Raw genomic sequence first — 26753 nt, 5'->3', positions numbered from 1 at the left:
GCGCTGGCCTGAAAAGGGAGCCTTGCCATGTCCAATGCCCGCCGCGCCGAGCGCGCCGCCAAGAGCGAAATGCACATGTCGGACGACACCTTCTTCAACCTGAGCGGCCAGGTCCGCGATGCCTATGTGAAGCTGGACGATGTCCTGGCCCATACGCTGCGGATGAGCGCCGACATGATCGATACCGCCCGGACCATCGGCCTGGCCCCCGAACAGGGACAGAAGCTGTTCAAGCGCTTCCATGGCTGCATCGACACGATGATGCAGAGCCGCGAGCAACTGCTGGGCGCCCATCTGGAGGCGACCAAGATCCGCATGAAGACCAACCAGGCCGAACGCGCCGACGGCTGCTACAGCCCGTGGAGCGCGCTGGAAGAAAAGCAGGCCGACGCCCTGCGCCTGGTCGCCTGACGCGACCGGACCGGAAGGCAGGATCGTGCAGATCTTCCTCGCCTATACGATCGCGCTGATCGCGACCTCGATCTTCGTGGTGCGCTATGGCGGCGCGACCGGGCGCTGGAGCATCGTCGGCGTCTGGGCAGGGTTCATCCTGGCCCAGACGGCGGTCCTGACCATCCGGCCGGAGGCGGTGCTGATCCGCACGATCCTGGCGATCGAATGCGCCTCGCTGCTGTTCAAGATCATCATTTCGATGCTGAGCAGCCGGCGCTGGCCGATCATCGTCGCCGCCTTCCAGCTGAATGTGGCGGCGGTTCAGGTCGCGGTGATCGTGTCACCCGCCTACCTCACCAAATTCTTCTACGCCATGTCGACAATCTGGGCGGTGCCGGTGCTGGTCGTGATGGCCATGGGCACGCAGATGGACCGGAAACACGCGTTTCCGGCCTGAGCAAAGGAAACAGGATGCGGAAATGCCCGTCATTCCCTCTTGAAGCCGTCCCGTCCCGAGGAAGGCATGTTGCTTCTGTTTTTGTCCGATTGATGGAGGGCCGATAATTATGGCATCAAGGGACATGACCCAGCGCGTAACGCGCCATCTGAACCCAGTAGGGAGTGATGGAATGGAGGGAGAGGGTGGTTATCCGGCCGAAAGTCCGGTCGTTACCGCGGCCGACCTGGTCCGCGGTTTTTCCGAATGTCGCGACATGGCGACACGCACGCCGCTTTACATCACCCATCATGGCCGGGCGACCCATGTGCTGCTGGGCGTCAACGAGTTCCGTGCGCTCAAAGCCCAGTCGGGCAACGCCGGTCAGGAAAGCGCCGAGGAGAAATTGTTCGCGCTGGCCGACTGGGTCGATCAGGCGGTGATCATCTGCGACCAGGACATGCAGGTCGACTTCGTCAACCGGGTCGCCAGCGCCATCTGTCGCAAGCCGGTGGGACAGATGGTCGGCCCCAAGCTGGACGTCGTCCTGCCGTCCATCAGCGGCAGTCTGATGGAGGTGCATGTGCGCCGCACCGTGAGCGGCGGCGAGCCGAGCGCAGCCGATATTCCCTCTCCCTTTGCCGACGGCGCCTGGCTGCGGCTGCAGAGTTTTCCCCTTGGAAGGTCAACCGTCATCATGTTCCGCGACATTACCGAGGATGTGCGCCGCCATCGGCTGGCCGATGCCAAGGCCGCGATCATCGAGGCGATGACCGCCCATGGCGATGTCGGCTATGTCCGCCTGTCGGTGCGCGGCACGATCGACGCGGTCGATGTGCCCTTCACCGACATGCTGAGCCTGCCGCGCGAGCGGGTGATGGGCGTGCAACTGACCGATCTGGTCCTCACCCATGGCCGCGCGGCGTTCCGCCAGGCGCTGGAGCGGGCGATGCAGGGGCAGGGCGCGCTATGCGTGCAGACCATGCTGCTGAGCAATCGCGGCGAGGCGGTGGCGGTGAAGGCCTCTATCGTCGCCCTGCACGGCGCCTATGGCGCCGAGGGGGCGGTGGTGCTGATCACCGCACTCGATGGTAGCACGGTGGTGGAACTGCCGCGCGCCGCCGAATGAGGCTGGCGCGGGTCAGCCGCAGCGGGCGCTGGTGACGACCATCTGATCGTCATAGCTGACGGTCAGCCGGTCGGGGCGGAAGTCCATGGTCATGGCCATATTGGGGCCGCCCCAGCGCAGCATCTTGGCGCCCGATGCCTTGAGCAGTTCCACGCCCAGATCGGCTGACGCCTTCTGGCCGGTGAAGCGGTCGAGCCCGTCATGGCTGCACGGCCCCTGCGCCATGGCAGGCGGCGATGCGGAGTCGGGGCCTTCGCTGCCGGTCCCGGCACAGGCGGCCAGAGGCAGAAGCATGATCGCCACCATCGGCATAGGCATAGGCATCGGCATCCGCATCGTCCGTCTCCTTATTCCGCCATTCACTCGGTACGCGTCATCTTGAGCCGGCCATTCTTGACTGCGAAGGCCAGGCGCCCTTCGACCAGGTCCACCGCGTCCCGGCCGAACTGGTCATAGCGCCAGCCTTCCAGGATCGCGAGATCGTCGCGCACGCCGGCGGCCAGCGCCTCGATATCATCGGTGCGGGCGAGCAGGCGCGGGGCGACATTGATGTCGCGCGAACGGATCTTGAGCAGCAGCTTCAACAGGTCGGCGACTAGTGCTCCATCCTTGCCCAGGCCCGGACGCTTGGGATCGCGTTCGGGCATCTCGTCCTTGCCGAGCGGCTTGTGCGCGCCGAGCGCGGCCATCAGCCGGCCGCCAATGTCGTTGCTCTTCCAGGTGGCGGACAGGCCGCGCACCTTGCCCAGATCCTCCTGCGCGCGCGGCGGGTGGCTGGCGATGTCGGCCAGCGTCTCGTCCTTGACGATGCGGCCGCGCGGCAAATTCTTGTCTTGCGCTTCCTTTTCGCGCCAGGCGGCCAGCGCCTTGAGGCGACCCAGGACATCGGCCTTGCGGCTGGCGATGCGGACGCGCTTCCAGGCTTCGGACGGATCATTCTCGTAATTGGACGGATCGCTGATCCGCTCCATTTCCTGGTCGAGCCAGTCGCCGCGCCCGGTCTTGCGCAGTTCCTCCAGCATCTTGGGGAAGATTTCGATCAGATAGGTGACGTCGCCAATGGCATAGTCGATCTGGCGCTTGTCGAGCGGGCGGCGCGCCCAGTCGGTGAAACGCGCGCCCTTGTCGAGCTGGACGCCGAGCCAGGCGTCGACGAGATTGCCATAGCCGATCTGTTCGCCAAGGCCGAGCGCCATGGCGGCGATCTGGGTGTCGAACATCGGATGCGGCGTCTTGCCGGTCAGATTATGGACGATCTCGATGTCCTGGCCGCCGGCATGGAAGACCTTGAGCACGTCCTCATTATTGACCAGCAGGTCGAGCAGGGGCGTAAGGTCGATGCCCGGCGCCTTGGGATCGATCGCTGCGGCTTCGCTGGAGTCGGCAACCTGGACCAGGCAGAGTTCGGGCCAGTAGCTATTCTCGCGCATGAACTCGGTATCCACCGCGACATAGGGGGATTTGGCCATGCGGGCGCAGAAATCGGAAAGCGTCTTGCTGTCGGTAATCAGCGGATGAATTTGCATATGGTCTTCGATCTTATTATGGGCTGGCCCGCGTCCTGCGGGCTGGTCGATAGTCGACAAGGCAAGCCCATAGCCGGGCCGCAACAATTTGTCATTTCCGTAAAACGAATTTGAAAGATCGAAACGCCATGCACGCCTATCGCACCCACAATTGCGGCGCCCTTCGTGAAGCCGATGTCGGCGCGAATGTGCGCCTGTCCGGCTGGGTGCATCGCAAGCGCGATCATGGCGGCGTTCTCTTCATCGATCTGCGCGACCATTATGGCCTGACCCAGATCGTCGCCAAGGCGGACAGCGAGCCACTGCGCATCCTGGACGGCCTGCGTGCGGAATCGGTCGTGACGATCGACGGCACCGTCGTCGCGCGCGGCCCGGAAGCGACCAACCCGAAGATGGCGACCGGCACGATCGAGGTCGTGGCCGACAAGGTGACCGTGCTGTCGACCGCGGCCGAACTGCCGCTGCCGGTGGCGGGCGAGCAGGAATATCCCGAGGATATCCGCCTGCGCTATCGCTTCCTGGACCTGCGCCGCGAAACGCTGCACGCCAATATCGTCACCCGCACCAAGATCATCCGCGACATGCGTCGCCGCATGGAAGATGCCGGCTTCACCGAATATTCGACGCCGATCCTGACCGCGTCCAGCCCGGAAGGCGCGCGCGACTTCCTGGTGCCCAGCCGCATCCATGCGGGCAAGTTCTACGCCCTGCCGCAGGCGCCGCAGCAATATAAGCAGCTGCTGATGGTCGCCGGTTTCGACCGCTATTTCCAGATCGCGCCCTGCTTCCGCGACGAAGATCCGCGCGCCGACCGTCTGCCGGGCGAATTCTACCAGCTCGACCTGGAAATGAGCTTCGTCACCCAGGAAGATGTCTGGAACACGATGGAGCCGGTCATCGCATCGGTGTTCGAGGAATTTGCCCAGGGCAAGCCGGTCACCCCGGCCGGCAGCTTCCCGCGCATCCCGCATGCCGAAGCCATGCTGAAATATGGCAGCGACAAGCCGGACCTGCGCAACCCGATCATCATCCAGGACGTGACCGAGCATTTCCACGGCTCGGGCTTCGGCATCTTCGCCAGCCTGGTCGACAGCGGCAATGTCATCCGCGCGATCCCGGCGCCGGGCGCGGGCGCGGGCAGCCGCAAATTCTTTGACGACATGAACAATTGGGCGCGCGGCGAAGGCTATTCGGGCCTTGGCTATATCAACATCAAGGATGGCGTGCCCGGCGGCCCGATCGCCAAGAATCATGGCGAGGAAGCGACCGCCAAGCTGATCGCAGCGCTGGGCCTTGGCCCGAATGACGGCGTGTTCTTCGCCGCGGGCAAGGAGTCGCAGGCAGCGAAGCTGGCGGGCCTGGCGCGCATCCGCGTCGGCGACACGCTCGACCTCATTGACAAGGACCGGTTCGACCTGTGCTGGATCGTCGACTTCCCCTTCTATGAATATGATGAAGACGAGAAGAAGGTCGACTTCGCCCACAACCCCTTCTCGATGCCGCAGGGCGGGCTCGATGCGCTCAACAGCCAGGATCCGCTGAGCCTGAAGGCCTATCAGTATGACATGGTCTGTAACGGCTATGAGATCGCGTCGGGCTCGATCCGTAACCAGTCGCCCGAGGCGATGGTGAAGGCGTTCGAACTGGTGGGCCTGAGCCAGGCGGATGTGGAAGAGCGGTTCGGTGGTCTCTATCGCGCGTTCCAGTACGGCGCGCCGCCCCATGGTGGCATGGCCGCCGGTGTCGACCGCATCGTGATGCTGCTGTGCGGCGCGCAGAATTTGCGCGAGATCACGCTGTTCCCGATGAACCAGCGCGCCGAAGACCTGCTGATGGGGGCGCCCAGCGCCGCCGAGTTCAAGCAGCTGCGCGAACTGCATGTCCGCGTGGTGGAGCCGCAGGCGAAGGCATAAGCCTTTCCATCGGCTGGGAAGAACAGGGCTTCCGCCATCTGGCGGGGGCCTTTTTCTTTGCCGTCTTGCCTTGCTGTATTGTTATGATGACACACGTGGCGGCAAGGGAGCAGGGCGGATGATGCGGACGATCATGGCGATAGTGGCAGCGGGGCTTGCGGCGGTGTCGGTGCAGGCGACTGGTCCCGGTTTCGATCCGCGCGCTTTGAAGGCGATTGCCGGGGCGCCCAATGAAGTGATGGTGCTGGGCACGCCCCATCTGTCGGGCTGGCCAAAGGATTTCGATGCAAAGGCGCTGGGGCCGCTGATCGACCGGCTGGCGGCGTGGAAGCCGCAATCGATCGCGGTCGAGTCCCTGTCTGGTCTGCAATGCGATGCGTTGCGCCGCGCGCCGTTCCGCTATGCGGAGACGGTGGAAACCTATTGCTGGGACGCGACGCCGGCGCGCCAGGCGACCGGGTTGGACGTGCCGGCCGCCACGGCCGAGGTCGAGCGGCGTCTGGCCGCCTGGCCGGAGCGGCCGACGGCATCGGACCGGCGCCATATGGCGGCCTTGTTCCTGGCGGCGGCGGATCAGGGATCGGCGCTGGTGCAATGGCTGCGACTGGACGCGGCCGACCGGCATGTCGGGGACGAGCTGGATACTGTGCTGGTGGCGCGCCTCGAAACGCTGCGCCAGCGCCGCAATGAGGAATTTCTGATCGCCGCGCCGCTCGCTGCCCGGCTGGGGCTGGAGCGGCTGGAACCGATGGACGACCACAGCGCCGACCGGCCCTACCGCAATGCCGAGGAGGAAAAGGCGGCGGGCGCCGCAATCATGAAGGCGTGGGACAACGCGGCGACGGCGCGCCGCAAGGCGGCCGACGCCGCGTTGCAATCCGGCATCAAAACGGGCGCGGGCGTGCTGGCGCTCTATCGCGCCTATAATGCACCGGAACAGGCGCAGACCATCTATGACAGCGATTTCGGCGCGGCGCTCAAGGAGCCTTCGCCTGAGCGCTATGGGCGCGGCTATGCCGGCTATTGGGAGGTGCGCAACCTGCGCATGGCGGCCAATATTCGCGACGTCTTCGCCGCCGCGCCGGGCCAGCGGATGCTGGTGATCGTCGGCGCCTCGCACAAATTCTATCTCCAGGCCTATCTCGACATGATGCACGATGTGCGGCTGGTCGATACCGACGCCATACTGCACTGAGGCCGCGCTTGCTCTTGGCGGCAGGGTTCGATCTAATCGGGCGTCCCCTTGCAGGAGAGCGGCGCATGACGATCAATCTGTCGGACTATGAGACCGGGGCGAAGTATAAAGGCGATTATGATGCGGCGCTGCTGGCGCTGCAGCATCGCCTGTCGAAGATCCAGGTCGCCCATATCCTGCATCGCCGCCGGACCGTCATCATGCTGGAAGGCTGGGATGGCGCGGGCAAGGGCGGCATCATTAAGCGGATGACGGCGGACTGGGATCCGCGTTACTATCAGGTCCATCCGATCGCCGCGCCGACGCGCGAGGAATTGGACCATCATTTCCTCTGGCGCTTCTGGACCCGGCTGCCCGCCAGCCAGAATATCGGCCTGTTCGACCGCAGCTGGTATGGCCGGGTGTTGGTCGAGCGGGTGGAGAAATATGCCACCAAGGCGGAATGGAAGCGCGGATACAAGGATATCAACGCGTTCGAGGCGCAGCAGGTCGAGACCGGCACCAACATCATCAAGCTGTTCGTCCACATCACCCAGGAGACGCAGGACGAGCAACTGGCGCAGCGGCTGGATACGCCGTGGAAGCGGTGGAAGACCGGCACCGACGATTATCGCAACCGGGCCAGGCGGGCCGAATATTGGGATGCGATGCACGACATGTTCGAGAAGACCGACACCAAGCAGGCGCCCTGGAAGGTGATCGACAATAATAATCGCAAGGCCGGACGAATCGCGGCGCTAACCTATGTGGCGGAGCGGCTGGAGAAACTGGTGCCGATGGATTTCCCGGCGCCCGATCCCGAGGTGATCAAGCTGGCGCGCGAGGCATTTGGCTATAAACCGGCCAAATAATTCCGTAAAAACAACGATCTGTAACAAAAGCGTCATCAAATACTAAGCGGTCATTTACCCTTTTCTTCTAGGCCGGGCGCCATGTACGCGCCCCAGATGCTCGATCGGCCCGACCCGGAGCCGCATGTTGCCGCCGGCACAGCCTTGCCCTTTGCGCAGGGCTGCGCTGCGGTCCGGCTGGGCCAGCCGCTCAGCCAGGCGGTCGACCGCTTCCAGGACGATGCGGCGCTGCGGCTGCTGCCGGTGGTGGACGCCGCCGATCGGCCGGTGGGGGCCATTTATGAACGCGACATGCGGCGCATCCTTTTCAACCCCTTCGGTCATGCGCTGCTGCGCAATCCCAGTTTCGGCGGGCGGCTGGATGAGCATGTGCGGCCGTGTGCGATGGTGGAGCAGAGTGCCAGCGTCGAGCGGCTGATCGATCTTTATGCGGCGCAGGGGAGTGATTGCGAGGGGCTGATCGTGACGCAGGGCGGCCATTATGCCGGCGTGGTCGGCGGCCCGCTGCTGCTGCGGCTGGCGGCGGAGCGGGATACGCGCGATGCGCTGGCCCGCACCCGGCGGCTGGAACATGTGACGCGCGAGAGCGGCGCATTTCGCGCGGATGTCGAGGCGCTGATCGCGGATCTGGTCGGCATGGCCGACATGCTGTCGGCGCGCGCTGAACAGGCGGTGGAGCGGGCGTCGGGCAATGGCGAGGCGGCGGCCGGCATGGCGGTCGCAGCGGAGCAGACGGCCGACAGCCTGCACGGCATTGCCAGCGGCGGGCAGGAACTGGGCGGGCTGTTCCAGGCGATGGAAAGCCAGGTGCGCGCGGCGGGCGAGGCGATCCGCGCGGCGGTGGCACAGACGCAGGTCGGTGCCGAACAGACGGCGGCGCTGCGGGTCGAGGCGGACGGGATCGGCGCGGTCATCACCCTGATCGACGATATTGCGCGGGCGACCAGCATGCTGGCGCTCAATGCCAGCATCGAGGCGGCACGGGCCGGCGAGGCGGGGCAGGGCTTTGCCGTGGTGGCGCGCGAGGTCAAGCTGCTGGCGAGCCAGACGCGTGAGGCGGCGGCCGAGATCGGCCAGCGCATCGGCCATGTCCGGCTGGCGGTGGAGACGGTGGCGCAGGGGCATCTGCACATGGACGCGGCGATGGCGACCGCGAACGAGGTGTCGGCATCGGTCTTTTCGGCGGTGGCGCGCCATGGCGCCTTCAGCCGGTCGATCGCCGCCAGCCTGTCGGAAGCCGGATCGTCGAGCGACCATATCCGTCAGAGCGCGCGCCAGATCAGCGACAATGCGAGCGCAGCGGCGGCAGGCGCCCATGATATCGGCGTTGCGGCGGGGCAACTGGCGACGGTCGCGCACCGGCTGGATGATCGGGCGAGCCGGTTCCTGCAGGCGATCCAGGCAGGCTGAACCGCACAAAGCCTCTGGTAACGGCGCAAAAAGCAGCTAGTCTTGCACCCAATGGGTCCGGCACGGGCCGAAAATGGGAGAGAAGATCATGCTCGTCATGTTCGTCGGCGTCGATCGCACCGAAACCGCGGTCAACCCTACCCAGGTGACCTTCGTCTCATCCGTGACCGACGGCACCCGCATCCGCTTTGGCGAAGGCCGCAGCGTCACCGTGACCGAACCGATCGCCGAGGTGCTGGATTCGCTCAACCGCGCCCTGCGGCCGCACGAATAGCGGTCTTTTCCCTCTTCCCCTCCGTTGCGCCTGCATGGCGACAGCCCTGTCGCGCGCCCGGCAGGTAAAAGGCCCGCCGCGCCATCGCGCAACGGGCCTTTTCAGAGCGTGAAGCCAGAGGTGGACGAAAGGCAGGATCAGGCGCCCGGCTGATCCGGTCGGGCGCGGTCGTCCTGCTTAGTCGTCATCCTCCGCTTCGGGTCCGGCCATCATCCCTTCGGCGACTTCCTCGGTCTTGCCGCGGATCGCCTTTTCCAGGCGGTCTGCCATTTCGGGATTTTCCTTGAGGAAGGTCTTGGCGTTTTCGCGACCCTGGCCGATGCGGACCGAGTCATAGGAGAACCAGGAGCCCGACTTCTCCACCAGCCCGGCCTTGACGCCGATGTCGAGCATCTCGCCGATCTTGGAAATGCCCTCGCCATACATGATGTCGAATTCGACCTGCTTGAAGGGCGGGGCGACCTTGTTCTTCACCACCTTCACGCGGGTCGCGTTGCCGACGATATCGTCGCGATCCTTGATCTGGCCGGTGCGACGAATGTCGAGACGGACCGAGGCGTAGAATTTGAGCGCATTGCCGCCGGTGGTGGTTTCCGGATTGCCGTACATCACGCCGATCTTCATGCGCACCTGGTTGATGAAGATCACCATGCACTTGGAGCGGGCGATCGACCCGGTCAGCTTGCGCAGGGCCTGGGACATGAGGCGCGCCTGCAGGCCGACATGGCTGTCGCCCATCTCGCCCTCGATCTCGGCGCGTGGCACCAGCGCGGCGACCGAGTCGACGACGAGGATGTCGATGGCGTTGGAGCGGACCAGCGTGTCGACGATTTCCAGCGCCTGTTCGCCGGTGTCGGGCTGCGACACGATCAGTTCGTCGATGTCGACGCCCAACTTCTTGGCATAGATGGGGTCGAGCGCATGTTCCGCGTCGACGAAGGCGGCGGTGCCGCCCGCCTTCTGGGCTTCGGCGATCGCATGCAGCGTCAGCGTGGTCTTGCCCGAGCTTTCGGGGCCGTAAATCTCGATGATGCGGCCCTTGGGCAGGCCGCCGATGCCGAGCGCGATGTCGAGGCCGAGCGAGCCGGTCGAGATCGATTCAATCTCGATCTTCTCACGGCTGCCGAGCTTCATCGCGCTGCCCTTGCCGAAGGCGCGATCAATCTGGGCGAGCGCCGCCTCCAATGCTTTCTGTCTGTCCATTGTGCCTGTCTTCTTGGAATCGATGAGTGAGAGCATAGCGGTCATCGGCCTATCCCCTGTCAAGCGGATCGCGTCGAGTCACTCGGCGCCTGCCAATGATGTATCCTGTTTGTTCCTGTGGAACAAGAGGGGAACGGAAATTTCCTATCCTGCCTATTCAGTCGGCGAGAATCTTCTCCAGCGCGCGCTCCACGGCGCCGATGGTGAAGGGCTTGGCGAGCGTCGGCCGATCGGCATGGCCCTGCGGCAGATCATCCGCCATGCCGCCGGTGGCGAACAGGAAGGGGATCGACTGCTGCGCCAATATGTCGGCGACCGGCCAGCTTTTTTCACCCTGGAGATTGCAGTCGAGCAGGGCGGCGTCGAACCCGCCCTCGCGCGCCAGGGCGCACGCCTCGTCCACCGACGCGGCGGTCGCGTGAAGGCGATAGCCGAGCGCGTCGAGATAATCTTCCAGCATCATGCCGATCATCGCTTCATCCTCGACGATGAGGATGGACTTGCCGTCAGCCATGCGCCCTTGTCCCTTGTTCTTGCTTCCCATCGCTAGCCAAAGGGGCAGGCGATGCCCAGCATAATCGTTTGCCGGCGGGCAAGTTCATTCCGCCGCCGGTCGCATCGCCAGCGCGTCGCGCGCCGCTTCAGCCAACTGGTTGACGGAAAAGGGCTTGGGCAGGAAGGCGACATTGGCGATGTCGATCGACTTGCGCAGCTGCTCCTCGGCATAGCCGGACATGAACAGTACGGGGAGGTCCGGGAAGTTGCGCCGCGCCTGCGCTACCATCGCCGGGCCGTCCATATTGGGCATCACCACGTCAGAGATCAGCAGGTCGATCTTCTCGCTGCCGCCCAGCACTTCCAGCCCCTGTTCGCCGTCGCTGGCGGTCAGCACCTTATAGCCCTGACGGGTGAGGGCGCGTTCGGCCACGGCGCGGACCATATCCTCATCCTCGACCAGCAGCACCGTGCCGGTGCCCCAGGTCTCGCTGCGCTTGATCGGCGTCTTGGGCTTGGCCTGCTCGATGTCGCCGCCGGCATAGACCGGCAGATAGATGACGAAGCTGGCGCCCCGGCCCAGTTCGGATTCGGCGAAGATATAGCCGCCCGACTGCTTGACGATGCCATAGACGGTGGAAAGGCCAAGGCCCGTGCCCTTGCCCAGTTCCTTGGTGGTGAAGAAGGGTTCGAAGATCTTGGACAAGATGTCCGGCGGGATGCCCAGGCCCGTGTCGGATACGCGCAGCGCGGTATAGTCGCTGATCGGCAGAATTTGCTGCCGCATCTCGCGCACGCGGTTCGCGGGTACGCCATAGGTCTGGATATTGAGCGTGCCGCCTTCGGGCATGGCGTCGCGGGCATTGACCGCCAGGTTGATGATGACCTGTTCCAGCTGGCCGGGGTCGGCGCGCACCGCGCCGAGGTTGCGGCCATGGCTGACGTCGAGTTTCACATTCTCGCCGAGCAGCCGCTTCAGCAGGTTGGAGACGTCGGCGACGATGTCGGGCAGCTGCAATATCTGCGGGCGCAACGTCTGCTGGCGCGAAAAGGCGAGCAGCTGGCGGGTAAGGCCGGCCGCGCGATTGCTGTTCGACTTGATCTGGGTGATGTCGTCATAATCGCTGTCGCCCGGCGTATGGCGCATCAGCATCAGGTCGCAATGGCCGATGATGGCGGTCAGGATATTGTTGAAGTCATGGGCGACGCCGCCGGCCAGCTGGCCGATCGCCTGCATCTTGGTCGCCTGTGCGACCTGGCGCTTGAGCTTTGATTCTTCGCTATTGTCCTTGAGGCTGAGCAGCACAGCGGCCTCGCCCAGGCCGCGCACGCCGGCAAGGCTGAGCGCGATCGGTTCTTCGGGCTGTTCGCGCATGCGCACGGCGATGTCGCCCGACATTTGCGGGCCGACGGCAAAGCGGCGCACCGCGTCGGCCACCGCCGCCTGATCCTCGCGCACGACAAGGTCGCCGGGATAGCTGGGCGTTTCGGCATCCTTGATGCCGGCGGCGCGGGCGAACGCCTTGTTGACGAACAGCACCCGGCCGTCGCGATCGGCCATGGCGAGGCCGAAGGGCAGCAGCGAGAGCAGGGTTTCGATATAGGAAAGGGCCGATGTGCCGCCGCCGCCGGCCGGCTCGTCGATCAGCAGCAGCAGCATCGGGCCGTCCTGCGCCCCATTCTGGACGCCGCCCGGCTGCGACGCACGGCGCAGCGGCACCTGCAGCAGGCGCAGCGGCAGGCCGCCGCTTTCCTCCCGCGCCAGGAACAGCCGGCCCTTGTCATCGACCCGCATATGGGCGGCGAAATCGCGGCCGGTGATGTTGGCGTCGATCCGTCCGGCGGCGCGCAGCAGGAAGGCACCGTTGGCGGCACGGATGCGGCCTTCGCCGCCGATCATCACGGCCATGATGCCGGCTTCGCCCAGTTGCCGTCCGGCCTCGCCCGTCAGGACGCGGTGGACATCGTCGAGCGCGCTGGGCTGGCGCATCGGGGTGAAGCGCCAGAGCAGATAATCTTCCGAGCGACCGGTGCGGGTGATGTCCACGTCGAGGCGCAGGGTCGCATGGGCGATCGCCTCCACCTTGGCCTCGCCATCGCGCCAAGCGGCGCGGGCGGCGGCGGTCAGGCTCTCGATCAGCGAGGCATCGGCATTGACGGCCGGGGGCGACGGGTAGCCGGGGAACCATTCGCCGAACAGGTCGCTGGCGCAGACCAGCCGGCCGGCGCGGTCGGTGACGGCGATCGCCATGCTGGAGGCGTCGGCGGCGGCGCGCGCCACGGTCCAGTCGGGCACGGCATCACTGGCGGACAGCGGCGGGGGATAGAGGCGGCGATACCAGGCGAGCAGCGCGGCGATGGTGATGACCGTGGCGGCAAATCCGGCGGCCAGCGCCCAGTCGCCAATGGCATAGAGGACGATCGCGGCGGAGGCGGCTGCGGCGAGCGCGAGCAGGGGCACGAAGCTGCGCGACGGGGCCTGCCCCATCCACGCCTCATCATCCCTGTTTACCCGCGCGACCATCGGCGCCGTCCCCTTAAGCCCTTACAATGGAACCATGACGCCACGGATCAGACCCGAGCGATCTCTTCCAATGCGCTGCTTTCGGTGCGCTTGCCAATCCTCAATTTGCGCGCCTGCCACTTGCGCCCCATGCGGCGGCGCCAGAACCAGTCGGCGCCGACATAGCCGAGCACTGCGCTGGCGAGCGAGATGAGGAACAGGCCGAGCAGCATGGCCGGGGCGGCTTCGGAAAAGAGCCAGGCGCACCATTGGCCGATCGAGGCATGGTCATCGACCAGCGCCATGAAGCCCGAGGCGTCGGCGCTGCGGCCGAGCATCCAGTTGCCGAGCCATACCGATGCCATCAGGATCAGCGGCGTGGTGGCCGGGTTGGACAGGAAGGTCATTGCCGCCGCGACCGGAATATTGGCGCGGAAGGGCAGGGCGAAGATCGCGGCGCCGGCGATCTGGACGCCGGGGATCAGCAGGAAGATGCCGACGAACAGGCCGAGCGCGACGCCGCGCGGCACCGACCGGCGGGTGAAGCGCCACAGCGATGGTTCCAGCACGCGATGGGCGACGGGGGCAAGGACGCGGCTCTTCTCCAGCGATTCACGGGTTGGCGCGTTGGCGTGCCACCAGCGGGAGAAGCGATTGTCCATGGATCAGCTATGCGCCTTCATGATGCGCTGCTGATCGCGCTTCCAGTCGCGCTCCTTGATCGTGTCGCGCTTGTCGTGATTCTGCTTGCCCTTGGCCAGCGCCAGTTCGACCTTGGCCCGGCCCTGGCTGTTGAAATAGACCATCAGCGGCACCAGCGTCATGCCCTTGCGCGACACCGCGCTGTGCATCTTCTCGATCTCACGCTCGTGCAGCAGCAGCTTGCGCACCCGCTTGGGCTCGTGATTTTCGCGGTTGCCATGGCTATATTCGGGGATGTTGCTGTTCACCAGGAACACCTGGTTGCCCTTCACCTCGGCATAGCTTTCGGCGATATTGCCCTCGCCGCCGCGCAGGGCCTTCACCTCGGTGCCCTGCAGCGCGATGCCGGCCTCGAACACGTCCTCGATGAAATAATCGAAACGGGCGCGCCGGTTCTCGGCGACGATCTTCTTCTTGTCGAAGGTTGCGGGGCGGGGGCGGGCCATAGTCTGCTACTTAACTCAATTCATCATATAGGGACGCCGGCGCGTCAAACCAGACCGGCGATCTCCAGCGCGCGATCGACCGCGGCGCGGCTCGATTCCGACGGCCAGGTAATCGGCAGCCGAAGCTCGCCGGGCATGTCGGGCCGCACGCGGGTAAGCGCATATTTGACAGGGCCGGGTGAAGAATCGCTGAACAGGGCATCATGCAGGGGATAGAGACGATCCTGCAGCGCCAGGGCACCATCCCAATCCTGCGCGGCGCAGGCTGCCTGGAAATCGGCGACCAGGCGCGGGGCGACATTGGCGGTGACCGAAATACAGCCCCGGCCGCCCATCGCGTTGAAGCCGAGTGCGGTTTCGTCATTCCCCGAAAGCTGGCAGAAGTCCGGGCCACAGGCGAGGCGCTGCGCGGTGACCCGCCCCAGATTCCCGGTGGCGTCCTTCACCCCGACGATCGACTGATATTCCTGGCTCAGCCGGTGCATCACCGGCACGCCGATGTCGGTGATGGTGCGGGTGGGGACGTTGTAGAGGACGATCGGAAGGTCGCAGCGCTGCGCCAGATAGGCGAAATGCTGGTAGACGCCGTCCTGATTCGGCTTGTTGTAATAGGGCGCGACGACCAGCGCCGCGTCGGCACCGGCGGCCTGCGCCGCATACATATGTTCCAGCGCGATGCGGGTGTCGTTCGATCCGCAACCGGCGATCACCGGCACGCGGCCGGCCGCCTGGTCGACGCAGATGGCGATGACGCGATTATGCTCCTCGACCGTCATGGTCGCGCTTTCGCCGGTGGTGCCGCAGGGGACCAGCGCGCTCGACCCTTCCTCGATCTGCCAGTCGACCAGGGCGCGGAAGGCGGCCTCATCCACCGCTCCATCGCGGAAAGTGGTCACCAGGGCTGGAATCGACCCGGAAAACATCATTAAACTCCTTCAATTCTCCGGGCGACCGGGGCATGATCGGGCAAGCGGCGCGCTATAGCGCGTCATTCAGGGCCTGATAAGGATGCAATAGCGATTATGTCCAGCATGCCGAAGCCCGGAACTGTCGAAAGTTACCTGATCCGCATGCCTGTCATTGCTTTATTGCTCGCAACCGCCGGTGCCGGCGCCCAGACCGAAACCCCCACCGTCTATGCCCAGGCGATGGTGCAGCCTTTGCCGGGCCAGCCGGGCTCGACTCAGCCCAGCGCCTGGAACCAGGCGGCCAGCCGCGTCGGCATGCCGTCCGATCCCTCGATCGCCGGCACGATCAGCCAGTGGCGCGCCTTGCAGCAGAGCGATGGGCTGGGCTTTTCCACCTATGCCAGCTTCATCATGGCCAATCCCGGCTGGCCGGGCGAGGACCGGATGCGGCGGCTGGCCGAGACCGGGATCAATCCCGACAGCTTTGATCCGCGCCAGGTGATCGCCTTCTTCGCCCGCTTCCCGGCGCGCACCGCGACCGGCCATGCCCGCAATGCCGTGGCGCTGATGCAGACCGGCCGGATGGACGAGGCGCGGGTGGCCGCGCGCACCGCCTGGATCACCGGCACGCTGAGCCCGACCGACGAGGCGCGGCTGCTGTCGCTGTTCGGATCGGGCTTTACCGTGGCCGACCATGACCAGCGCGCCGACGTGCTGCTGTGGAGCAATGACACGATCGGCGCGATGCGGATGCTGGCCTATGTCAGCCCGGCGCGGCGGGCGATCTATGATGCGCGCATCGCCTTTCGCCAGAAGTCGCCGGACGCCGCGATCAAGATGCAGACGGCCGAGCCGGCCGGCGGGGCGAGCGATGCGGGCTTCATCGCCGACAAGGCGACCTGGCTGCTCAACAGCGGCAACTGGATCGCCGGGCGCCAATATCTGGCCAATCGCCAACCGCTGACCTTCCGCCCCGGCAATGCCGAAAAATGGTATGAGACGCTGCTGGCCCAGGCGCGGTCGTCGGCGAACGACAGCCAGTGGAGCTTTGCCTATGGCATCGCCAGCCAGCTGGACGACGCCTATGCGCCGGGCACGGACGTATCGACCCGGCCGATCGGCGAGCGCGACGATTATACCAGCCTTGCATGGCTGGCGGGCACGACCGCCTTCTACAATCTCAACCGGCCGACCGATGCGGTGGCGATGTTCCGCCGCTATGCGACCGGCGGCAAGTCTCCCCAGGTCCAGGCCAAGGGCTATTATTGGGCCGGGCGCGCGGCGCTGCAGGCGGGCGATGCCGCCAGCGCCAACAGCTATTTCAACCAGTCGGCGCAATTCCCCGATCAATATTATGGCCAGTTGGCGCTGGAGCGGCTGGGCCGGCCGGTGCCGCCGCCGCCCGAACGGGCGGTGTCGATTTCGGCCGCAGAACGCAGCGAGTTCAACAACCGGTCGGTGGTGCGTGCCGCCAGGGCGCTGGGCCAGATGGGCTATTGGGAAGACCAGAGCAAATTTGTCCGCGCCATCGCCAATGGTGCCGACAGCGATGGCGATCATTTCCTGGCCGCCGAGCTGGCGCAGAATCTGGGCCGCCCCGACATGGGCGTGATGGTCGGACGTCGCGCCGTATCCAACGGCCTAACCGGCTATGGCGCCAGCGCCTTTCCGCGCGTGCCGGTGCCGCCGACGGCGCAATATAACTGGACCATGGTCCATGCGATCGCGCGGCAGGAAAGCCAGTTCGACAAGCAGATCGTCAGCCATGCCGGCGCGCGCGGCCTGATGCAGCTGATGCCGGGCACGGCGCGGGAGCAGGCGGGCAAGCTGGGCCTGAGCTATGACGCCGGTTCGCTCAATGATCCCAGTTACAACATCATGCTGGGGTCGGGCTATTTCCAGCGCATGCTGGACTATTATGGCGGCAGCTATCCGTTGGCCGTGGCCGCCTATAATGCCGGGCCGGGCAATGTGAATCGCTGGGTCAAGGCCAATGGCGACCCGCGCCTGCCGGGCGCCGACATGCTGCGCTGGATCGAGCAGATCCCGATCTTCGAGACGCGCAACTATGTGCAGCGGGTGCTGGAAAATGCCGTCGTCTATGAGGCGATGAACCCGGAGCGGGCCAAGTTCAAGGGCAGCAATGCGGTGCTCAGCCGCTATCTGGGCAAGCAGACGCCGGGCTGATCTTTCCGGTTTGCGCGTTGGCCAAGGCTGTGGATAAGGGGCGGCATGAGCGGTCCCTATCCCAATTATATCAGCCCCGAGGGCTTTGCGAAGCTGCGCGCGGAATATGACCATCTGCTCGGTGTCGAGCGGCCGCGCATCGTCGAGGTGGTGAGCTGGGCCGCGGGTAATGGCGACCGCAGCGAAAATGGCGACTATCTTTATGGCCGCAAGCGGATGCGCGAGATCGACGGGCAATTGAAGCGCCTGTCGAAGAAGATGAAGGACGCCAAGGTCGTCGACCCGCGCCAGCAGCCCGACAAGGGCCGGGTCTATTTCGGCGCGACCGTCACCATCGCCGACGAGGATGATCATCATCGCACCGTGACGATCGTCGGCAATGACGAGACCGATGTGGACGCCGGCCGGATCGGCTGGGGATCACCGATCGCCCGTGCGCTGCGCGGGGCGGCCATCGGTGACCTGCGCCGGGTGCATCTGCCCGCCGGGGAAAAGGAATATGAGGTGATGGCGATCAGCTATCCGCAATAGGATTTCGATCGCTTAACTTCCCATATTTCCCGCACATTTCGATATAGAATTTCCAACCCCCATAATATCCTTGCGCGGGCCACCCCCATTATAGGGGCGATCAGCCCTGTAGGACAGCTTCCGCCAGCCAGGCGCGAAAGGCGGCCATGGCGGGGCTGTCGGGGCGGGACAGCAGGCGGGTGAGCCAATAGCCGCCGACATCGACGCTCTCATGAAAAGGCTGGACCAGCCGCCCGGCCTGCAGATCGGTGGCGAACATCGCGACCGGGGCGAGCGCGACGCCAAGGCCGGCCCGCGCCGCCTCCACCATCAGCAGTGAGGTGTCGAACATCGGCCCGCGCAGCGGCGGGCAGGGCGCACCGGCGGCGGCGAACCAGCGCGGCCATTCGTCGGCGCGGTAGGAGCGCAGCAGCGGCTCGCGCGCGAGCGCGGCGGGATCGGCCAGGCGGGCGGCGAGGGCGGGCGTGCAGAGCGGGGCGAGCGGCGCGCGCAGGATCGGCTGGGCATGGGTGCCGTGCCAGGCGCCCTCGCCAAAGCGGATCGCCAGGTCCAGCCCCTCGCCGGCCAGGTCGACCCGGTTATTGTTGGTCATCAGCCGCAGGTCGACATGGGGACAGGCGCGGGCGAAATCGGCAAGACGCGGCAATAGCCAGCCGCCGGCAAAGGTGCCGACCACGCCCAGCGTCAGCACTTCATGCAGCCGCCCGCCCTCGATCCGCTCCAGCGTACCGCCGACCCGGTCGAACGCATCGGCCAGCACCGGGAGTAGCGCCAGCCCCTCGTCGGTCAGAGCGAGGCCGCGCGGCAGGCGGCGGAACAGTGGCGCGCCGATCCGCGCCTCAAGCTGCGCGACCTGCTGGCTGACCGCACCCTGGCTGACGCAGAGTTCGAGGCCGGCGCGGGTGAAGCTGAGATGCCGGGCCGCCGCCTCGAAGGCGCGCAGGGCATTGAGCGGCAGTTGGGCGCGATCCATGGTCCAGGCATAAGATCAACTAATGGCTGTGTCGAGAATTGATGCTTTGTCGCAAGCCCGTATCTCCCGCAATCTCTGCCCATCACCAAGTATATAGGGGTAGGGCGATGCGCAACTGGATGGGCGTAGGTATCAGCATGGCTGCGATGTTTCTGGGTGGCCCGGCCTGGACGAAGGCGGCGGACGATCCGTTGCTGCGGCCGATCGCGCTCGCCTCGTCCAAACGCTGGCTGGCGCCGCAGGCGCCGATCCGGCTGCATGGCCAGACCTATCTGGTCGGGTTCGGTGGCCTCAATGTCGCGCTCATCAAGACGAGTGCCGGGCTGATCCTGATCGACGGCGCGGTGCCGCAGGCGGTGCGCGACGTGGAGGCGAACATCAGGGCGCTGGGCTTTTCGATCCGCGACGTGAAGCTGATCCTGAGCACGGAGCCGCATTTCGATCATGCCGGCGGGCTGGCCGCGCTGGCCCGCGACAGTGGCGCGACGGTGGTGGCGAGCGCGCCGGCGGCGGCCGTGCTGCGCACCGGCGGCATCGATCCGGCCGATCCGCAGGCGGCCTGGCTGGAGCGTTTCCCCGCCGTCCGCCGGCTGCGCACGGTCAAGGATGGCGAGGAGATCCGGCTGGGCGACACGGTCATCACCGCCGTCGCGACGTCGGGTCATACGATGGGCAGCATGAGCTGGCGCTGGAAAAGCTGCGAGGGGCGGCAATGCGCGACCATGGTCTTCGGCTCCAGCCTAAATCCGATCGCGGCCGATGGCTATGCGTTTTCCGATCCCGCGCACCGGCCGGTGGTCGATGCCTTTCGCGCGACCTTTGCCAAGGTGGGGGCAATGGATTGCGACCTGTTGATCACCGCCCATCCCGATCCGGCCGATCCGGCCAAGCTGGCGCGCCTGCGGGCGAAGCGCATGCCCAATGCCTTCATCGATCCGACCGCCTGCCGCCGCTATGCCGAACGCGCCGCCGGGATGCTGGACAAGAAGCTGGCGGCGGAAGGGGAAACGCGCAGTTACAGCCGGGGCCAATAGCCCCTTTCCCTGCTCGCCTTAATTTGCGACAATACTGTCGTAAATATAAAAGGAGAGCAGGATGCAGATCGCGGGCAGGACGATATTCATCACCGGGGGCGGCGGCGGTATCGGCGGGGGGATGGCGCAGGCCTTTGCCGAGCAGGGCGGGCGCATCATCCTGGCCGATATCGACGCGGGTTTTGCCGAGGCGGAGGCGGCGAAGCTGCCGGCGGGGACGGACGCGATGGCGCTGCCGATCGACGTCACCCGGCGCGATAGCTGGGCGCAGGCCAGGGCAGCGGCGGAAGCGCGCTTCGGGCCTGTGGATATTCTCTGCAACAATGCCGGGATCGCGTCGGGCTTTGTGCCGCTGATCGACATGGACCCGGCCGATTTCGACCGGCTGGTCGCGGTCAACCTGACCGGCGTCTATAATGGCATCGCCTGCTTCGCGCGGGCGATGGTCGACCGGGGCGCGGGGCATATCGTCAACACATCGTCGATGAACGGGCTCAACCCCTTCGGCCTGTTCGCCGCCTATTCGGCAAGCAAGTTCGGCGTGCTGGGCCTGTCGGATTCGCTGCGGCAGGAACTCGCGCCCCATGGCGTCGGCGTGTCTACTTTGTTTCCCGGCCTGACCCGCAGCCGCATGTCGGAATCCGACACGGTCGGGCCGGGCGCGATGGACCCGGCGCGGCTGGCGCAGATTCGCGCCAACATGATGGAGCCGATCTGGCTGGGCCGGGCGGTGGTGCGCGCGGTCGAGCAGGACCAGCCCTATATCATCACCCATCCCGAATATCGCGACGACCTGGCCCGCCGGTTCGATACGATCCTGGCGGCGTTCGGCGAACCGGCCCAGCCGGGCTATCGCACGGGAGCGTCGGCAACCGGGCGCTGACTCAAGATCGGGCGGCGGCGAGGATCATCTCCGCCCCCTTTTCCGCGATCATCATGGTCGGCGCATTGGTGTTGCCGGACGTGATCGTCGGCATCACCGATGCGTCGATGACGCGCAGCCCGGCAAGGCCATGGACGCGCAATTGCGGGTCGACCACCGCGCGCGGGCCGCTGCCCATGGCGGCGGTGCCGACCGGATGGAAGATGCTGCTGGCGATCGCGCCGATTCCTTCGAGCAGGGCGGCGTCATCCTGTCGCTCCGGGCCGGGCCGGAACTCCTGCGGCGCATAGGGGGCGAGGGCCGGCTGGCCGACGATCGCGCGGGTGACGCGCACCGCCTCGATCGCGACCTGACGGTCCTCGGCGGCGGAGAGATAATTGGGGCGGATGGCGGGCGGGGCGAGCGGATCGGCGGAATGGATCCACACATCGCCGCGGCTGTGCGGGCGCAGGTTGCAGACGCTGGCGGTGAAAGCGGGAAAGGCGTCGAGCGCGCCACCGAACGCGGCCAGGCTCAAGGGCTGGACATGATATTCGAGATTGGCGGTAGCATGGCGCGGATCGGATTTGACGAACATGCCAAGCTGGCTGGGCGCCATCGACAGCGGCCCGGAGCGGCTGGCGAGATAGTGCAGGCCCATCCACGCCTTGCCCAGCCATGATCCGGCCCGGCCGTTGAGGGTGGCGATTCCGGTCACCCGATAGGCGCAGCGTATCTGGAGATGATCCTGCAGATTTTCGCCGACGCCCGGCCGGTCGGCCAGCACGTCGATGCCGAGTGCGGCCAGCCGGGCGCCGTCGCCGATGCCCGATCGCTGGAGGATGGCGGGGCTGCCGATCGACCCGGCCGACAGGATGACTTCGCCATCGGCCTGGGCGGTGCAGGCGTCGCCGTCCAGCAGGAAGCGCACGCCGGTGGCGCGGCCCTGCGCGATCGTCACCCGGTCGATCGTGGCGCCGGTGACGATGCGCAGATTGGGGCGGTTCATCGCCGGGCGCAGGAAGGCGTCGGCCGCGCTCCAGCGCCGGCCGCGCCGCTGCGTCACCTGAAAATAGCCCGACCCCAGATTGTCGCCGCCGTTGAAGTCGGCGGTTTCGGGCACGCCATATTGGCTGGCGGCCAGGCGGAAACGGTCGAGCAGATCCCAGCGCAGCCTTTGCCGCTCGACCCGTATCTCGCCGCCTGCGCCATGGGTGGCGCTCGCCCCATCCTGATGATCCTCCGCCCGCACGAAATAGGGCAGGACATCGTCCCAGCCCCAGCCGACATTGCCGGCCTGCCGCCAGCCATCATAATCGGCGGCCTGGCCGCGCATGTAGATCATGCCGTTGATCGAGCTGCTGCCGCCGATCACCCGGCCGCGCGGATAGGCGATGGCGCGGGCGCCAAGGCCGGCCGCCGCCTCGGTCTTCAGGCACCAGTCGGTGCGCGGATTGCCCATGCAATAAAGATAGCCGACCGGGATCTTTATCCACAGCCAGTCATCCTTGCCGCCCGCCTCCAGCAGCAGCACGCGGTTGCGCGGATCGGCACTCAGCCGGTTGGCCAGCACGCATCCCGCGCTGCCCGCGCCCAGGATGATATAATCCCAGCGGCCAAAATCCCGGTCCATCGCCTCTCCTCTTGTGCGCGAAGCATGGCCCGGCGGGGACGGCGGCGTAAAGGGGCGGGGCGGGCGCGGTGGCGATATCTGGCCGGGCCATGGCCTGCAAACTGGCCATGGGCGCGGGCGGGCAAGGGGTTATGGCAGGCGAGTGACGGCGCAGGAGGATGGCCATGCAGATTGCGATACTGACGTTCGAGGGGTTCAACGAACTGGACAGTTTCATCGCCGCCGCCATCCTCAACCGGATGAAACCGCAGGGCTGGGCCGCCTATATCACCGCGCCCGACGAGACGGTGACGTCGATGAACGGGGTGACGGTGCAGCGGCAGCGGCCGCTGGACTTTGCGGCGCAAGCGGACGCGGTGCTGATCGGCAGCGGCATCCGCACGCGCGAAATTGCGGCCGATGCCGCGATGCTGGGGCGGATCGCGCTCGACCCGGCGCGCCAGCTGATCGGGGCGCAATGTTCGGGGACGCTGCTGCTGGCGAAGCTGGGCCTGGTCGGCGACCTGCCGGCCTGCACCGACCTGACCACCAAGCCCTGGGTGGTGGAGGCGGGGGTGCGGGTGATCGATGCGCCCTTCATCGCCCATGGCAATGTCGCGACGGCCGGCGGATGCCTGTCGGCGCCCTATCTCGCCGCCTGGATGATCGCGCGGGGCGGATCTATGGCGGATGCAGAAGCGGCGCTCCATTATGTCGCGCCGGTGGGCGAGAAGGCGGACTATGTCGCGCGGGCACGGGCGGTGATCGCGCCATTCGTGGAAGCGGTGCCGGCCTGACGATCTGCTATCTGCTATCTGCGCAGCAGGAACACCGCATGTTCGGCGAACAGATTGGCGTTCGCATGGGTGGTTTCCCGGTCGCCTTTGAGGAACCACTGGCCATCGATGGTCCAGCCGCGATCCTTCACCAGCGCGCGGAAATCATCCACCGTCACATGATGGATGTTGAGCGTGTCATACCAGGTGTCGGGCAATAGCCGCGTCACCGGCATGCGACCGCCCCACAGCAGCGACAGGCGGCCGCGCCAATGGGCGAAATTGGGGAAGGAGACGAAGGCCTGGCGACCGATGCGCAGCAATTCCTCCACCACCAGGTCGGGGCGCCTGGTCGTTTGCAGCGTCTGGCTGAGGATCGCATAGTCGAAACTGGCGTCGGGATAATAGGCAAGGTCGGTGTCGGCGTCGCCCTGCACCACAGACAGGCCACGGCCGACCGCGGCGGCGACATTGGAGCCGTTAATCTCCAGCCCGCGCGCATCGACCTGGCTGGTGTCGCGCAGCGCCGCCATCAGCGCGCCGTCGCCGCAGCCGACATCCAGCACCCGCGTGCCCGGCCGAACGGTGCGGGCGATCAGCGCGAGATCGGGGCGGAGGAGATCGCTCATGCCCGGCCACCGCGCAGGAAGCCGTCGACCACGCGGTTCAATTCCGGGCTTTCGAGCAGGAAGGCGTCATGGCCGAAGGGACTGGACAGTTCGACGAAGCTCGCCTGCGCGCCCGAGGCGTTGAGCGCATGGACGATCGCGCGGGATTCGGCGGTGGGATAGAGCCAGTCGGTGTCGAAGCTGACCAGGCAGAAGCGCGCCCGCGTCGCGGTGAAGGCGCGCGCCAGCGATCCGCCATGATCCTCGGCTATGTCATAATAGTCCATGGCGCGGGTGATGTAGAGATAGGAGTTGGCGTCGAACCGCTCGACGAAACTCAAGCCCTGATGGCGCAGATAACTCTCCACCTGGAAGTCCGCATCGAAGCCGAAGGTCTTGGCGTCACGGCCCTGCAGCCGCCGCCCGAATTTCTCGGTCAGGCCCGCTTCGGAAAGATAGGTGATATGTGCCGCCATGCGGGCGACGGCGAGGCCTGCGCTCGGCACCTTGCCATCGGCATAATAGTCGCCGCCGCGCCAGAGCGGATCGGCCATGATCGCCTGGCGCCCGACTTCGTGAAAGGCGATATTCTGCGCGCTGTGCCGCGCGGTCGAGGCGATGACGACGCAGCGTTCGACCCGGTCGGGGAAGAGGGTGGGCCAGGTCAGCGCCTGCATGCCGCCCATCGACCCGCCGATCACCGCCGCCAGCCGATCGACGCCCAGATGGTCGAGCAGCATCGCCTGCGCCCGCACCATGTCGGCGATGGTCAGCACCGGGAAGCGCATGGCGTAAGGATCGCCCAGCGCGGGGTCGATGCTGGCGGGGCCGGACGATCCCATGCAGCTGCCGATGACGTTGGAGCAGATGATGAAATGGCGTGCCGGATCGACCGGCCTGCCCTCGCCCACCATGCGCCACCACCAGCCGGGCTTGCCGGTGACGGGATGGTCCGATGCGACATATTGGTCGCCGGTCAGCGCGTGGCAGATCAGGATGACGTTGGATTTGTCCGTGTTCATCTGCCCATAGGTCTCATAGGCGATGTCGACCGGGGACAGGCTGGCGCCGCTCGACAGCGGCAGCGGACCAGGAAGGCGGGCCTGGCGGCGCAGGCCGAAACGTGTGTCAGGGGAAACGCTGGCCATGACATCGGGCTAAGACGAGGGAAAGAGGCTGTCAATTGGCGGGCGGGGTGGCGATCGGCCTGCGCCATGCCTAGATGGAGGGCATGACCGATCAGACCCGCCCGACCATCGTCGCCTATGGCCCGCTCTACCCCTATCTGACCGACCAGCTGGAGCAGCGCTTCACCGTCCATAATGTGGCGGCGGACGCGGATCTGTCCGCGCTGCCGGCCGAGGTGCTGGAGGCGCGCGCGCTGGTCAGCTTCGGATCGGTCGGGGCGCCCGCCGCCATCATGGACGCGCTGCCGAAGCTGGAGATGATCGGGCTATTCTCGGTCGGCTATGACAAGGTCGATATCGACCATGCCTGCGCCAAGGGCATCCGCGTCACCAACACGCCCGATGTGCTGACCGACGATGTCGCGGACCTGGCCGTCGGCCTTCTCTATGCGACGGTGCGCAACATCGCGGCGAATGACCGGCTGGTGCGGTCGGGCGGCTGGGCGCGGGGCGAGAAGCCGGCGCTGTCCGGCCGGGTGACCGGCGCGACCATCGGCATATTGGGGCTGGGCCGGATCGGCCGGGCGATCGCAAAGCGGATGGAGCCGGTGGCGGGCGAGATTCTCTATCATAACCGCAAGCCGGCGGCTGATACGGCCTATCGCTATGTCGCCGACGCGATCGACTTTGCGCGCCAGAGCGACGTCATCATCGTTGCCACGTCGGGCGGGCCGGAAGCGGCCAAGCTGGTCGACGGCGCGATGCTCGACGCGCTCGGGCCGGACGGCGTCATCGTCAATATCAGCCGGGGCGGCGTGATCGACGAGGTTGCGATGGTCGAGCGGCTGGCCGACCGGCGCATCGCCGGCGCGGGGCTGGATGTGTTCGCGCACGAACCGCATGTGCCCGAAGCGCTGATCGCGATGGACCATGTCGTGCTGCAACCGCATCAGGGCAGCGCCACCGTCCATACCCGCAAGGCGATGGCGGACCTGGTGGTCGCCAATCTGGACGCCTGGTTTGCCGGCAAGGCGCTGCTGACGCCGGTGGTATAGGATGGGTGGGGAGCGGAATGACGGCTGTCGTCGTAATGCAAGCCGTTGCTGCCAGTCAAAAGTCAGTTATGCGGCTCGCTCGGGTGCGCTTTTCTAGCCAATCAGACACGATGATGAGGGCAAAAATATCGATCACGAAAATGGGAATGATGACCTTGCTTGCCCGCTCTTGGTGTGGCCAAGGGATCGTGAAAACGAAGATCAGGTGGACGATCAACACTGATATTGTAACGATCCAAGCAATAGGAAATCGACGCAATGGCCACCAAAGCGTAGCACTGTAGAGCGTCATCACAACAGTCAGGCCAACGCCTTCGGCGACAGAAAGTGAACTGAATTGGCCGGTGATAATCGCAGCTATGCCGCCAACAATCACAAAGGGCAATGCAGCCCATCGCCCCACGACCGCAAGCCCACCCTCGCTATTGGCGTCTGAATTGCTGCCAGTCTGCATTTGCGATAACTAGGCTCAGGACTCATTGATTGAGCCAGAAGATGACGGCGGCGGCGATACAGATGGCGGACATGAAGGTGTGGGCGCAACGGTCGTATCGGGTGTGGATGCGCCGCCAGTCCTTGAGCTTGCAGAACATGTTTTCGATCT

27 protein-coding genes and 1 pseudogene are annotated in these 26753 nt (G+C 65.9%); 14 read left to right on the top strand and 14 right to left on the bottom strand.

The features are described 5' to 3' along the window. The first annotated feature begins 27 nt into the window (after positions 1 to 27). From AC13EK_RS05565 to AC13EK_RS05555, 3 genes are all read left to right on the top strand, one after another. Entirely contained in the window at positions 28 to 411 is a 384-nt protein-coding gene (locus AC13EK_RS05565; RefSeq protein WP_004208690.1) for a hypothetical protein, read from the top strand. Positions 412 to 436: 25 nt separating this feature from the next. Then, a complete protein-coding gene (locus tag AC13EK_RS05560; RefSeq protein ID WP_004208689.1) occupies positions 437 to 850 on the top strand; it encodes a hypothetical protein in 414 nt (137 codons plus the stop codon). A gap of 124 nt (positions 851 to 974) precedes the next feature. Further along, a complete protein-coding gene (locus AC13EK_RS05555) occupies positions 975 to 1958 on the top strand; it encodes a PAS domain-containing protein (RefSeq protein ID WP_483022081.1) in 984 nt (327 codons plus the stop codon). Between the two features lie 12 nt (positions 1959 to 1970). Here the strand turns inward: AC13EK_RS05555 and AC13EK_RS05550 are convergent, their stop codons facing one another. Then, a complete protein-coding gene (locus AC13EK_RS05550; protein ID WP_170828613.1) occupies positions 1971 to 2288 on the bottom strand; it encodes an I78 family peptidase inhibitor in 318 nt (105 codons plus the stop codon). Positions 2289 to 2317: 29 nt separating this feature from the next. Beyond that, complete coding sequence (gene rnd, locus AC13EK_RS05545; protein ID WP_010337305.1) at positions 2318 to 3484, bottom strand: ribonuclease D; 1167 nt, start codon at positions 3482 to 3484, stop codon at positions 2318 to 2320. A 128-nt stretch (positions 3485 to 3612) separates the two neighbouring features. Between rnd and aspS the strand changes: the two genes are divergently transcribed. The 5 genes from aspS (at position 3613) to AC13EK_RS05520 (ending at position 9127) form a co-directional block, all read left to right on the top strand. Further along, the gene (gene aspS, locus AC13EK_RS05540; protein WP_069335559.1) at positions 3613 to 5397 is read left to right on the top strand and encodes an aspartate--tRNA ligase; all 1785 of its coding nucleotides are present in this window, start codon (positions 3613 to 3615) and stop codon (positions 5395 to 5397) included. A 118-nt stretch (positions 5398 to 5515) separates the two neighbouring features. Then, on the top strand, positions 5516 to 6592 hold the full coding sequence (locus AC13EK_RS05535) for a DUF5694 domain-containing protein (RefSeq protein ID WP_069335558.1): 1077 nt from the start codon (positions 5516 to 5518) through the stop codon (positions 6590 to 6592). Between the two features lie 65 nt (positions 6593 to 6657). Beyond that, the gene (locus tag AC13EK_RS05530; RefSeq protein ID WP_069335557.1) at positions 6658 to 7443 is read left to right on the top strand and encodes a polyphosphate kinase 2 family protein; all 786 of its coding nucleotides are present in this window, start codon (positions 6658 to 6660) and stop codon (positions 7441 to 7443) included. An 81-nt stretch (positions 7444 to 7524) separates the two neighbouring features. Beyond that, on the top strand, positions 7525 to 8853 hold the full coding sequence (locus AC13EK_RS05525) for a methyl-accepting chemotaxis protein (protein WP_069335556.1): 1329 nt from the start codon (positions 7525 to 7527) through the stop codon (positions 8851 to 8853). An 88-nt stretch (positions 8854 to 8941) separates the two neighbouring features. Continuing rightward, positions 8942 to 9127 (top strand): hypothetical protein, encoded by a 186-nt coding sequence (locus AC13EK_RS05520; protein ID WP_004208680.1) that lies wholly within the window; start codon positions 8942 to 8944, stop codon positions 9125 to 9127. 177 nt (positions 9128 to 9304) lie between these two features. Here the strand turns inward: AC13EK_RS05520 and recA are convergent, their stop codons facing one another. The 6 genes from recA to dapA all read right to left on the bottom strand — a co-directional run bounded on the left by recA (position 9305) and on the right by dapA (position 15399). Then, positions 9305 to 10375: a recombinase RecA gene (gene recA, locus AC13EK_RS05515; protein ID WP_069335555.1), complete on the bottom strand. Its 1071-nt coding sequence runs from the start codon at positions 10373 to 10375 to the stop codon at positions 9305 to 9307. Positions 10376 to 10487: 112 nt separating this feature from the next. Then, positions 10488 to 10844, bottom strand: coding sequence for a response regulator (locus tag AC13EK_RS05510; protein ID WP_004208678.1), 357 nt, complete (start codon positions 10842 to 10844; stop codon positions 10488 to 10490). A gap of 84 nt (positions 10845 to 10928) precedes the next feature. After that, positions 10929 to 13349: a hybrid sensor histidine kinase/response regulator gene (locus AC13EK_RS05505; RefSeq protein WP_419183503.1), complete on the bottom strand. Its 2421-nt coding sequence runs from the start codon at positions 13347 to 13349 to the stop codon at positions 10929 to 10931. A 47-nt stretch (positions 13350 to 13396) separates the two neighbouring features. After that, positions 13397 to 13990 (bottom strand): DUF2062 domain-containing protein, encoded by a 594-nt coding sequence (locus AC13EK_RS05500; RefSeq protein ID WP_069335553.1) that lies wholly within the window; start codon positions 13988 to 13990, stop codon positions 13397 to 13399. A 3-nt stretch (positions 13991 to 13993) separates the two neighbouring features. Continuing rightward, the gene (gene smpB / locus AC13EK_RS05495; protein WP_010337314.1) at positions 13994 to 14476 is read right to left on the bottom strand and encodes an SsrA-binding protein SmpB; all 483 of its coding nucleotides are present in this window, start codon (positions 14474 to 14476) and stop codon (positions 13994 to 13996) included. 44 nt (positions 14477 to 14520) lie between these two features. Beyond that, positions 14521 to 15399 (bottom strand): 4-hydroxy-tetrahydrodipicolinate synthase, encoded by an 879-nt coding sequence (gene dapA, locus AC13EK_RS05490; RefSeq protein ID WP_004208674.1) that lies wholly within the window; start codon positions 15397 to 15399, stop codon positions 14521 to 14523. A 99-nt stretch (positions 15400 to 15498) separates the two neighbouring features. Here dapA and AC13EK_RS05485 point away from each other — a divergent pair, with 99 nt between their 5' ends. Both AC13EK_RS05485 and greB read left to right on the top strand, forming a co-directional pair. Next, on the top strand, positions 15499 to 17571 hold the full coding sequence (locus AC13EK_RS05485) for a lytic transglycosylase domain-containing protein (protein ID WP_069335552.1): 2073 nt from the start codon (positions 15499 to 15501) through the stop codon (positions 17569 to 17571). A 45-nt stretch (positions 17572 to 17616) separates the two neighbouring features. Further along, a complete protein-coding gene (gene greB / locus AC13EK_RS05480) occupies positions 17617 to 18102 on the top strand; it encodes a transcription elongation factor GreB (protein WP_004208672.1) in 486 nt (161 codons plus the stop codon). Positions 18103 to 18202: 100 nt separating this feature from the next. Here the strand turns inward: greB and AC13EK_RS05475 are convergent, their stop codons facing one another. Further along, positions 18203 to 19075: a LysR family transcriptional regulator gene (locus AC13EK_RS05475; protein WP_069335551.1), complete on the bottom strand. Its 873-nt coding sequence runs from the start codon at positions 19073 to 19075 to the stop codon at positions 18203 to 18205. A 107-nt stretch (positions 19076 to 19182) separates the two neighbouring features. Here AC13EK_RS05475 and bla point away from each other — a divergent pair, with 107 nt between their 5' ends. After that, a complete protein-coding gene (gene bla, locus AC13EK_RS05470; protein WP_069335550.1) occupies positions 19183 to 20109 on the top strand; it encodes a subclass B3 metallo-beta-lactamase in 927 nt (308 codons plus the stop codon). Between the two features lie 61 nt (positions 20110 to 20170). Then, a complete protein-coding gene (locus AC13EK_RS05465; protein ID WP_277788326.1) occupies positions 20171 to 20992 on the top strand; it encodes an SDR family oxidoreductase in 822 nt (273 codons plus the stop codon). A 1-nt stretch (position 20993) separates the two neighbouring features. Here the strand turns inward: AC13EK_RS05465 and AC13EK_RS05460 are convergent, their stop codons facing one another. Continuing rightward, positions 20994 to 22604: a GMC family oxidoreductase gene (locus AC13EK_RS05460; protein ID WP_069337528.1), complete on the bottom strand. Its 1611-nt coding sequence runs from the start codon at positions 22602 to 22604 to the stop codon at positions 20994 to 20996. 164 nt (positions 22605 to 22768) lie between these two features. Between AC13EK_RS05460 and AC13EK_RS05455 the strand changes: the two genes are divergently transcribed. Continuing rightward, a complete protein-coding gene (locus AC13EK_RS05455) occupies positions 22769 to 23380 on the top strand; it encodes a DJ-1/PfpI family protein (protein ID WP_069337938.1) in 612 nt (203 codons plus the stop codon). Between the two features lie 14 nt (positions 23381 to 23394). On the opposite strand, the gene metW is transcribed toward AC13EK_RS05455, so the two are convergent. Beyond that, positions 23395 to 23988: a methionine biosynthesis protein MetW gene (gene metW / locus AC13EK_RS05450; protein WP_069337939.1), complete on the bottom strand. Its 594-nt coding sequence runs from the start codon at positions 23986 to 23988 to the stop codon at positions 23395 to 23397. Continuing rightward, positions 23985 to 25115, bottom strand: coding sequence for a homoserine O-acetyltransferase MetX (gene metX / locus AC13EK_RS05445; protein ID WP_069337940.1), 1131 nt, complete (start codon positions 25113 to 25115; stop codon positions 23985 to 23987). The genes metW and metX overlap by 4 nt, the downstream gene beginning before the upstream one ends. Before the next feature lie 74 nt (positions 25116 to 25189). On the opposite strand from metX, the gene AC13EK_RS05440 reads away from it, so the two are divergent. Continuing rightward, on the top strand, positions 25190 to 26149 hold the full coding sequence (locus tag AC13EK_RS05440; RefSeq protein WP_069337941.1) for a 2-hydroxyacid dehydrogenase: 960 nt from the start codon (positions 25190 to 25192) through the stop codon (positions 26147 to 26149). Positions 26150 to 26204: 55 nt separating this feature from the next. Here AC13EK_RS05440 and AC13EK_RS05435 read toward each other — a convergent pair whose 3' ends face one another. After that, the gene (locus tag AC13EK_RS05435) at positions 26205 to 26603 is read right to left on the bottom strand and encodes a hypothetical protein (protein ID WP_139150055.1); all 399 of its coding nucleotides are present in this window, start codon (positions 26601 to 26603) and stop codon (positions 26205 to 26207) included. 22 nt (positions 26604 to 26625) lie between these two features. Further along, positions 26626 to 26753, bottom strand: a pseudogene (locus AC13EK_RS05430) (IS5/IS1182 family transposase); the annotation flags it as partial.

The sequence above is a fragment of the Sphingobium sp. L-44 genome, assembly GCF_056859495.1.
This window is presented reverse-complemented; position numbering and strand designations above follow the sequence as displayed.

What these genes read in the sequence shown, in the direction of transcription:
- AC13EK_RS05565 (WP_004208690.1), top strand. Translation starts at nt 28, where the DNA reads ATGTCCAATGCCCGCCGCGCCGAGCGCGCCGCCAAGAGCGAAATGCAC.
- AC13EK_RS05555 (WP_483022081.1), top strand. Translation starts at nt 975, where the DNA reads ATGACCCAGCGCGTAACGCGCCATCTGAACCCAGTAGGGAGTGATGGA.
- AC13EK_RS05550 (WP_170828613.1), bottom strand. Translation starts at nt 2,288, where the DNA reads ATGCCGATGCCTATGCCTATGCCGATGGTGGCGATCATGCTTCTGCCT.
- rnd (WP_010337305.1), bottom strand. Translation starts at nt 3,484, where the DNA reads ATGCAAATTCATCCGCTGATTACCGACAGCAAGACGCTTTCCGATTTC.
- aspS (WP_069335559.1), top strand. Translation starts at nt 3,613, where the DNA reads ATGCACGCCTATCGCACCCACAATTGCGGCGCCCTTCGTGAAGCCGAT.
- AC13EK_RS05535 (WP_069335558.1), top strand. Translation starts at nt 5,516, where the DNA reads ATGATGCGGACGATCATGGCGATAGTGGCAGCGGGGCTTGCGGCGGTG.
- AC13EK_RS05530 (WP_069335557.1), top strand. Translation starts at nt 6,658, where the DNA reads ATGACGATCAATCTGTCGGACTATGAGACCGGGGCGAAGTATAAAGGC.
- AC13EK_RS05525 (WP_069335556.1), top strand. Translation starts at nt 7,525, where the DNA reads ATGTACGCGCCCCAGATGCTCGATCGGCCCGACCCGGAGCCGCATGTT.
- AC13EK_RS05520 (WP_004208680.1), top strand. Translation starts at nt 8,942, where the DNA reads ATGCTCGTCATGTTCGTCGGCGTCGATCGCACCGAAACCGCGGTCAAC.
- recA (WP_069335555.1), bottom strand. Translation starts at nt 10,375, where the DNA reads ATGACCGCTATGCTCTCACTCATCGATTCCAAGAAGACAGGCACAATG.
- AC13EK_RS05510 (WP_004208678.1), bottom strand. Translation starts at nt 10,844, where the DNA reads ATGGCTGACGGCAAGTCCATCCTCATCGTCGAGGATGAAGCGATGATC.
- AC13EK_RS05505 (WP_419183503.1), bottom strand. Translation starts at nt 13,349, where the DNA reads ATGGTCGCGCGGGTAAACAGGGATGATGAGGCGTGGATGGGGCAGGCC.
- AC13EK_RS05500 (WP_069335553.1), bottom strand. Translation starts at nt 13,990, where the DNA reads ATGGACAATCGCTTCTCCCGCTGGTGGCACGCCAACGCGCCAACCCGT.
- smpB (WP_010337314.1), bottom strand. Translation starts at nt 14,476, where the DNA reads ATGGCCCGCCCCCGCCCCGCAACCTTCGACAAGAAGAAGATCGTCGCC.
- dapA (WP_004208674.1), bottom strand. Translation starts at nt 15,399, where the DNA reads ATGTTTTCCGGGTCGATTCCAGCCCTGGTGACCACTTTCCGCGATGGA.
- AC13EK_RS05485 (WP_069335552.1), top strand. Translation starts at nt 15,499, where the DNA reads ATGTCCAGCATGCCGAAGCCCGGAACTGTCGAAAGTTACCTGATCCGC.
- greB (WP_004208672.1), top strand. Translation starts at nt 17,617, where the DNA reads ATGAGCGGTCCCTATCCCAATTATATCAGCCCCGAGGGCTTTGCGAAG.
- AC13EK_RS05475 (WP_069335551.1), bottom strand. Translation starts at nt 19,075, where the DNA reads ATGGATCGCGCCCAACTGCCGCTCAATGCCCTGCGCGCCTTCGAGGCG.
- bla (WP_069335550.1), top strand. Translation starts at nt 19,183, where the DNA reads ATGCGCAACTGGATGGGCGTAGGTATCAGCATGGCTGCGATGTTTCTG.
- AC13EK_RS05465 (WP_277788326.1), top strand. Translation starts at nt 20,171, where the DNA reads ATGCAGATCGCGGGCAGGACGATATTCATCACCGGGGGCGGCGGCGGT.
- AC13EK_RS05460 (WP_069337528.1), bottom strand. Translation starts at nt 22,604, where the DNA reads ATGGACCGGGATTTTGGCCGCTGGGATTATATCATCCTGGGCGCGGGC.
- AC13EK_RS05455 (WP_069337938.1), top strand. Translation starts at nt 22,769, where the DNA reads ATGCAGATTGCGATACTGACGTTCGAGGGGTTCAACGAACTGGACAGT.
- metW (WP_069337939.1), bottom strand. Translation starts at nt 23,988, where the DNA reads ATGAGCGATCTCCTCCGCCCCGATCTCGCGCTGATCGCCCGCACCGTT.
- metX (WP_069337940.1), bottom strand. Translation starts at nt 25,115, where the DNA reads ATGGCCAGCGTTTCCCCTGACACACGTTTCGGCCTGCGCCGCCAGGCC.
- AC13EK_RS05440 (WP_069337941.1), top strand. Translation starts at nt 25,190, where the DNA reads ATGGAGGGCATGACCGATCAGACCCGCCCGACCATCGTCGCCTATGGC.
- AC13EK_RS05435 (WP_139150055.1), bottom strand. Translation starts at nt 26,603, where the DNA reads ATGCAGACTGGCAGCAATTCAGACGCCAATAGCGAGGGTGGGCTTGCG.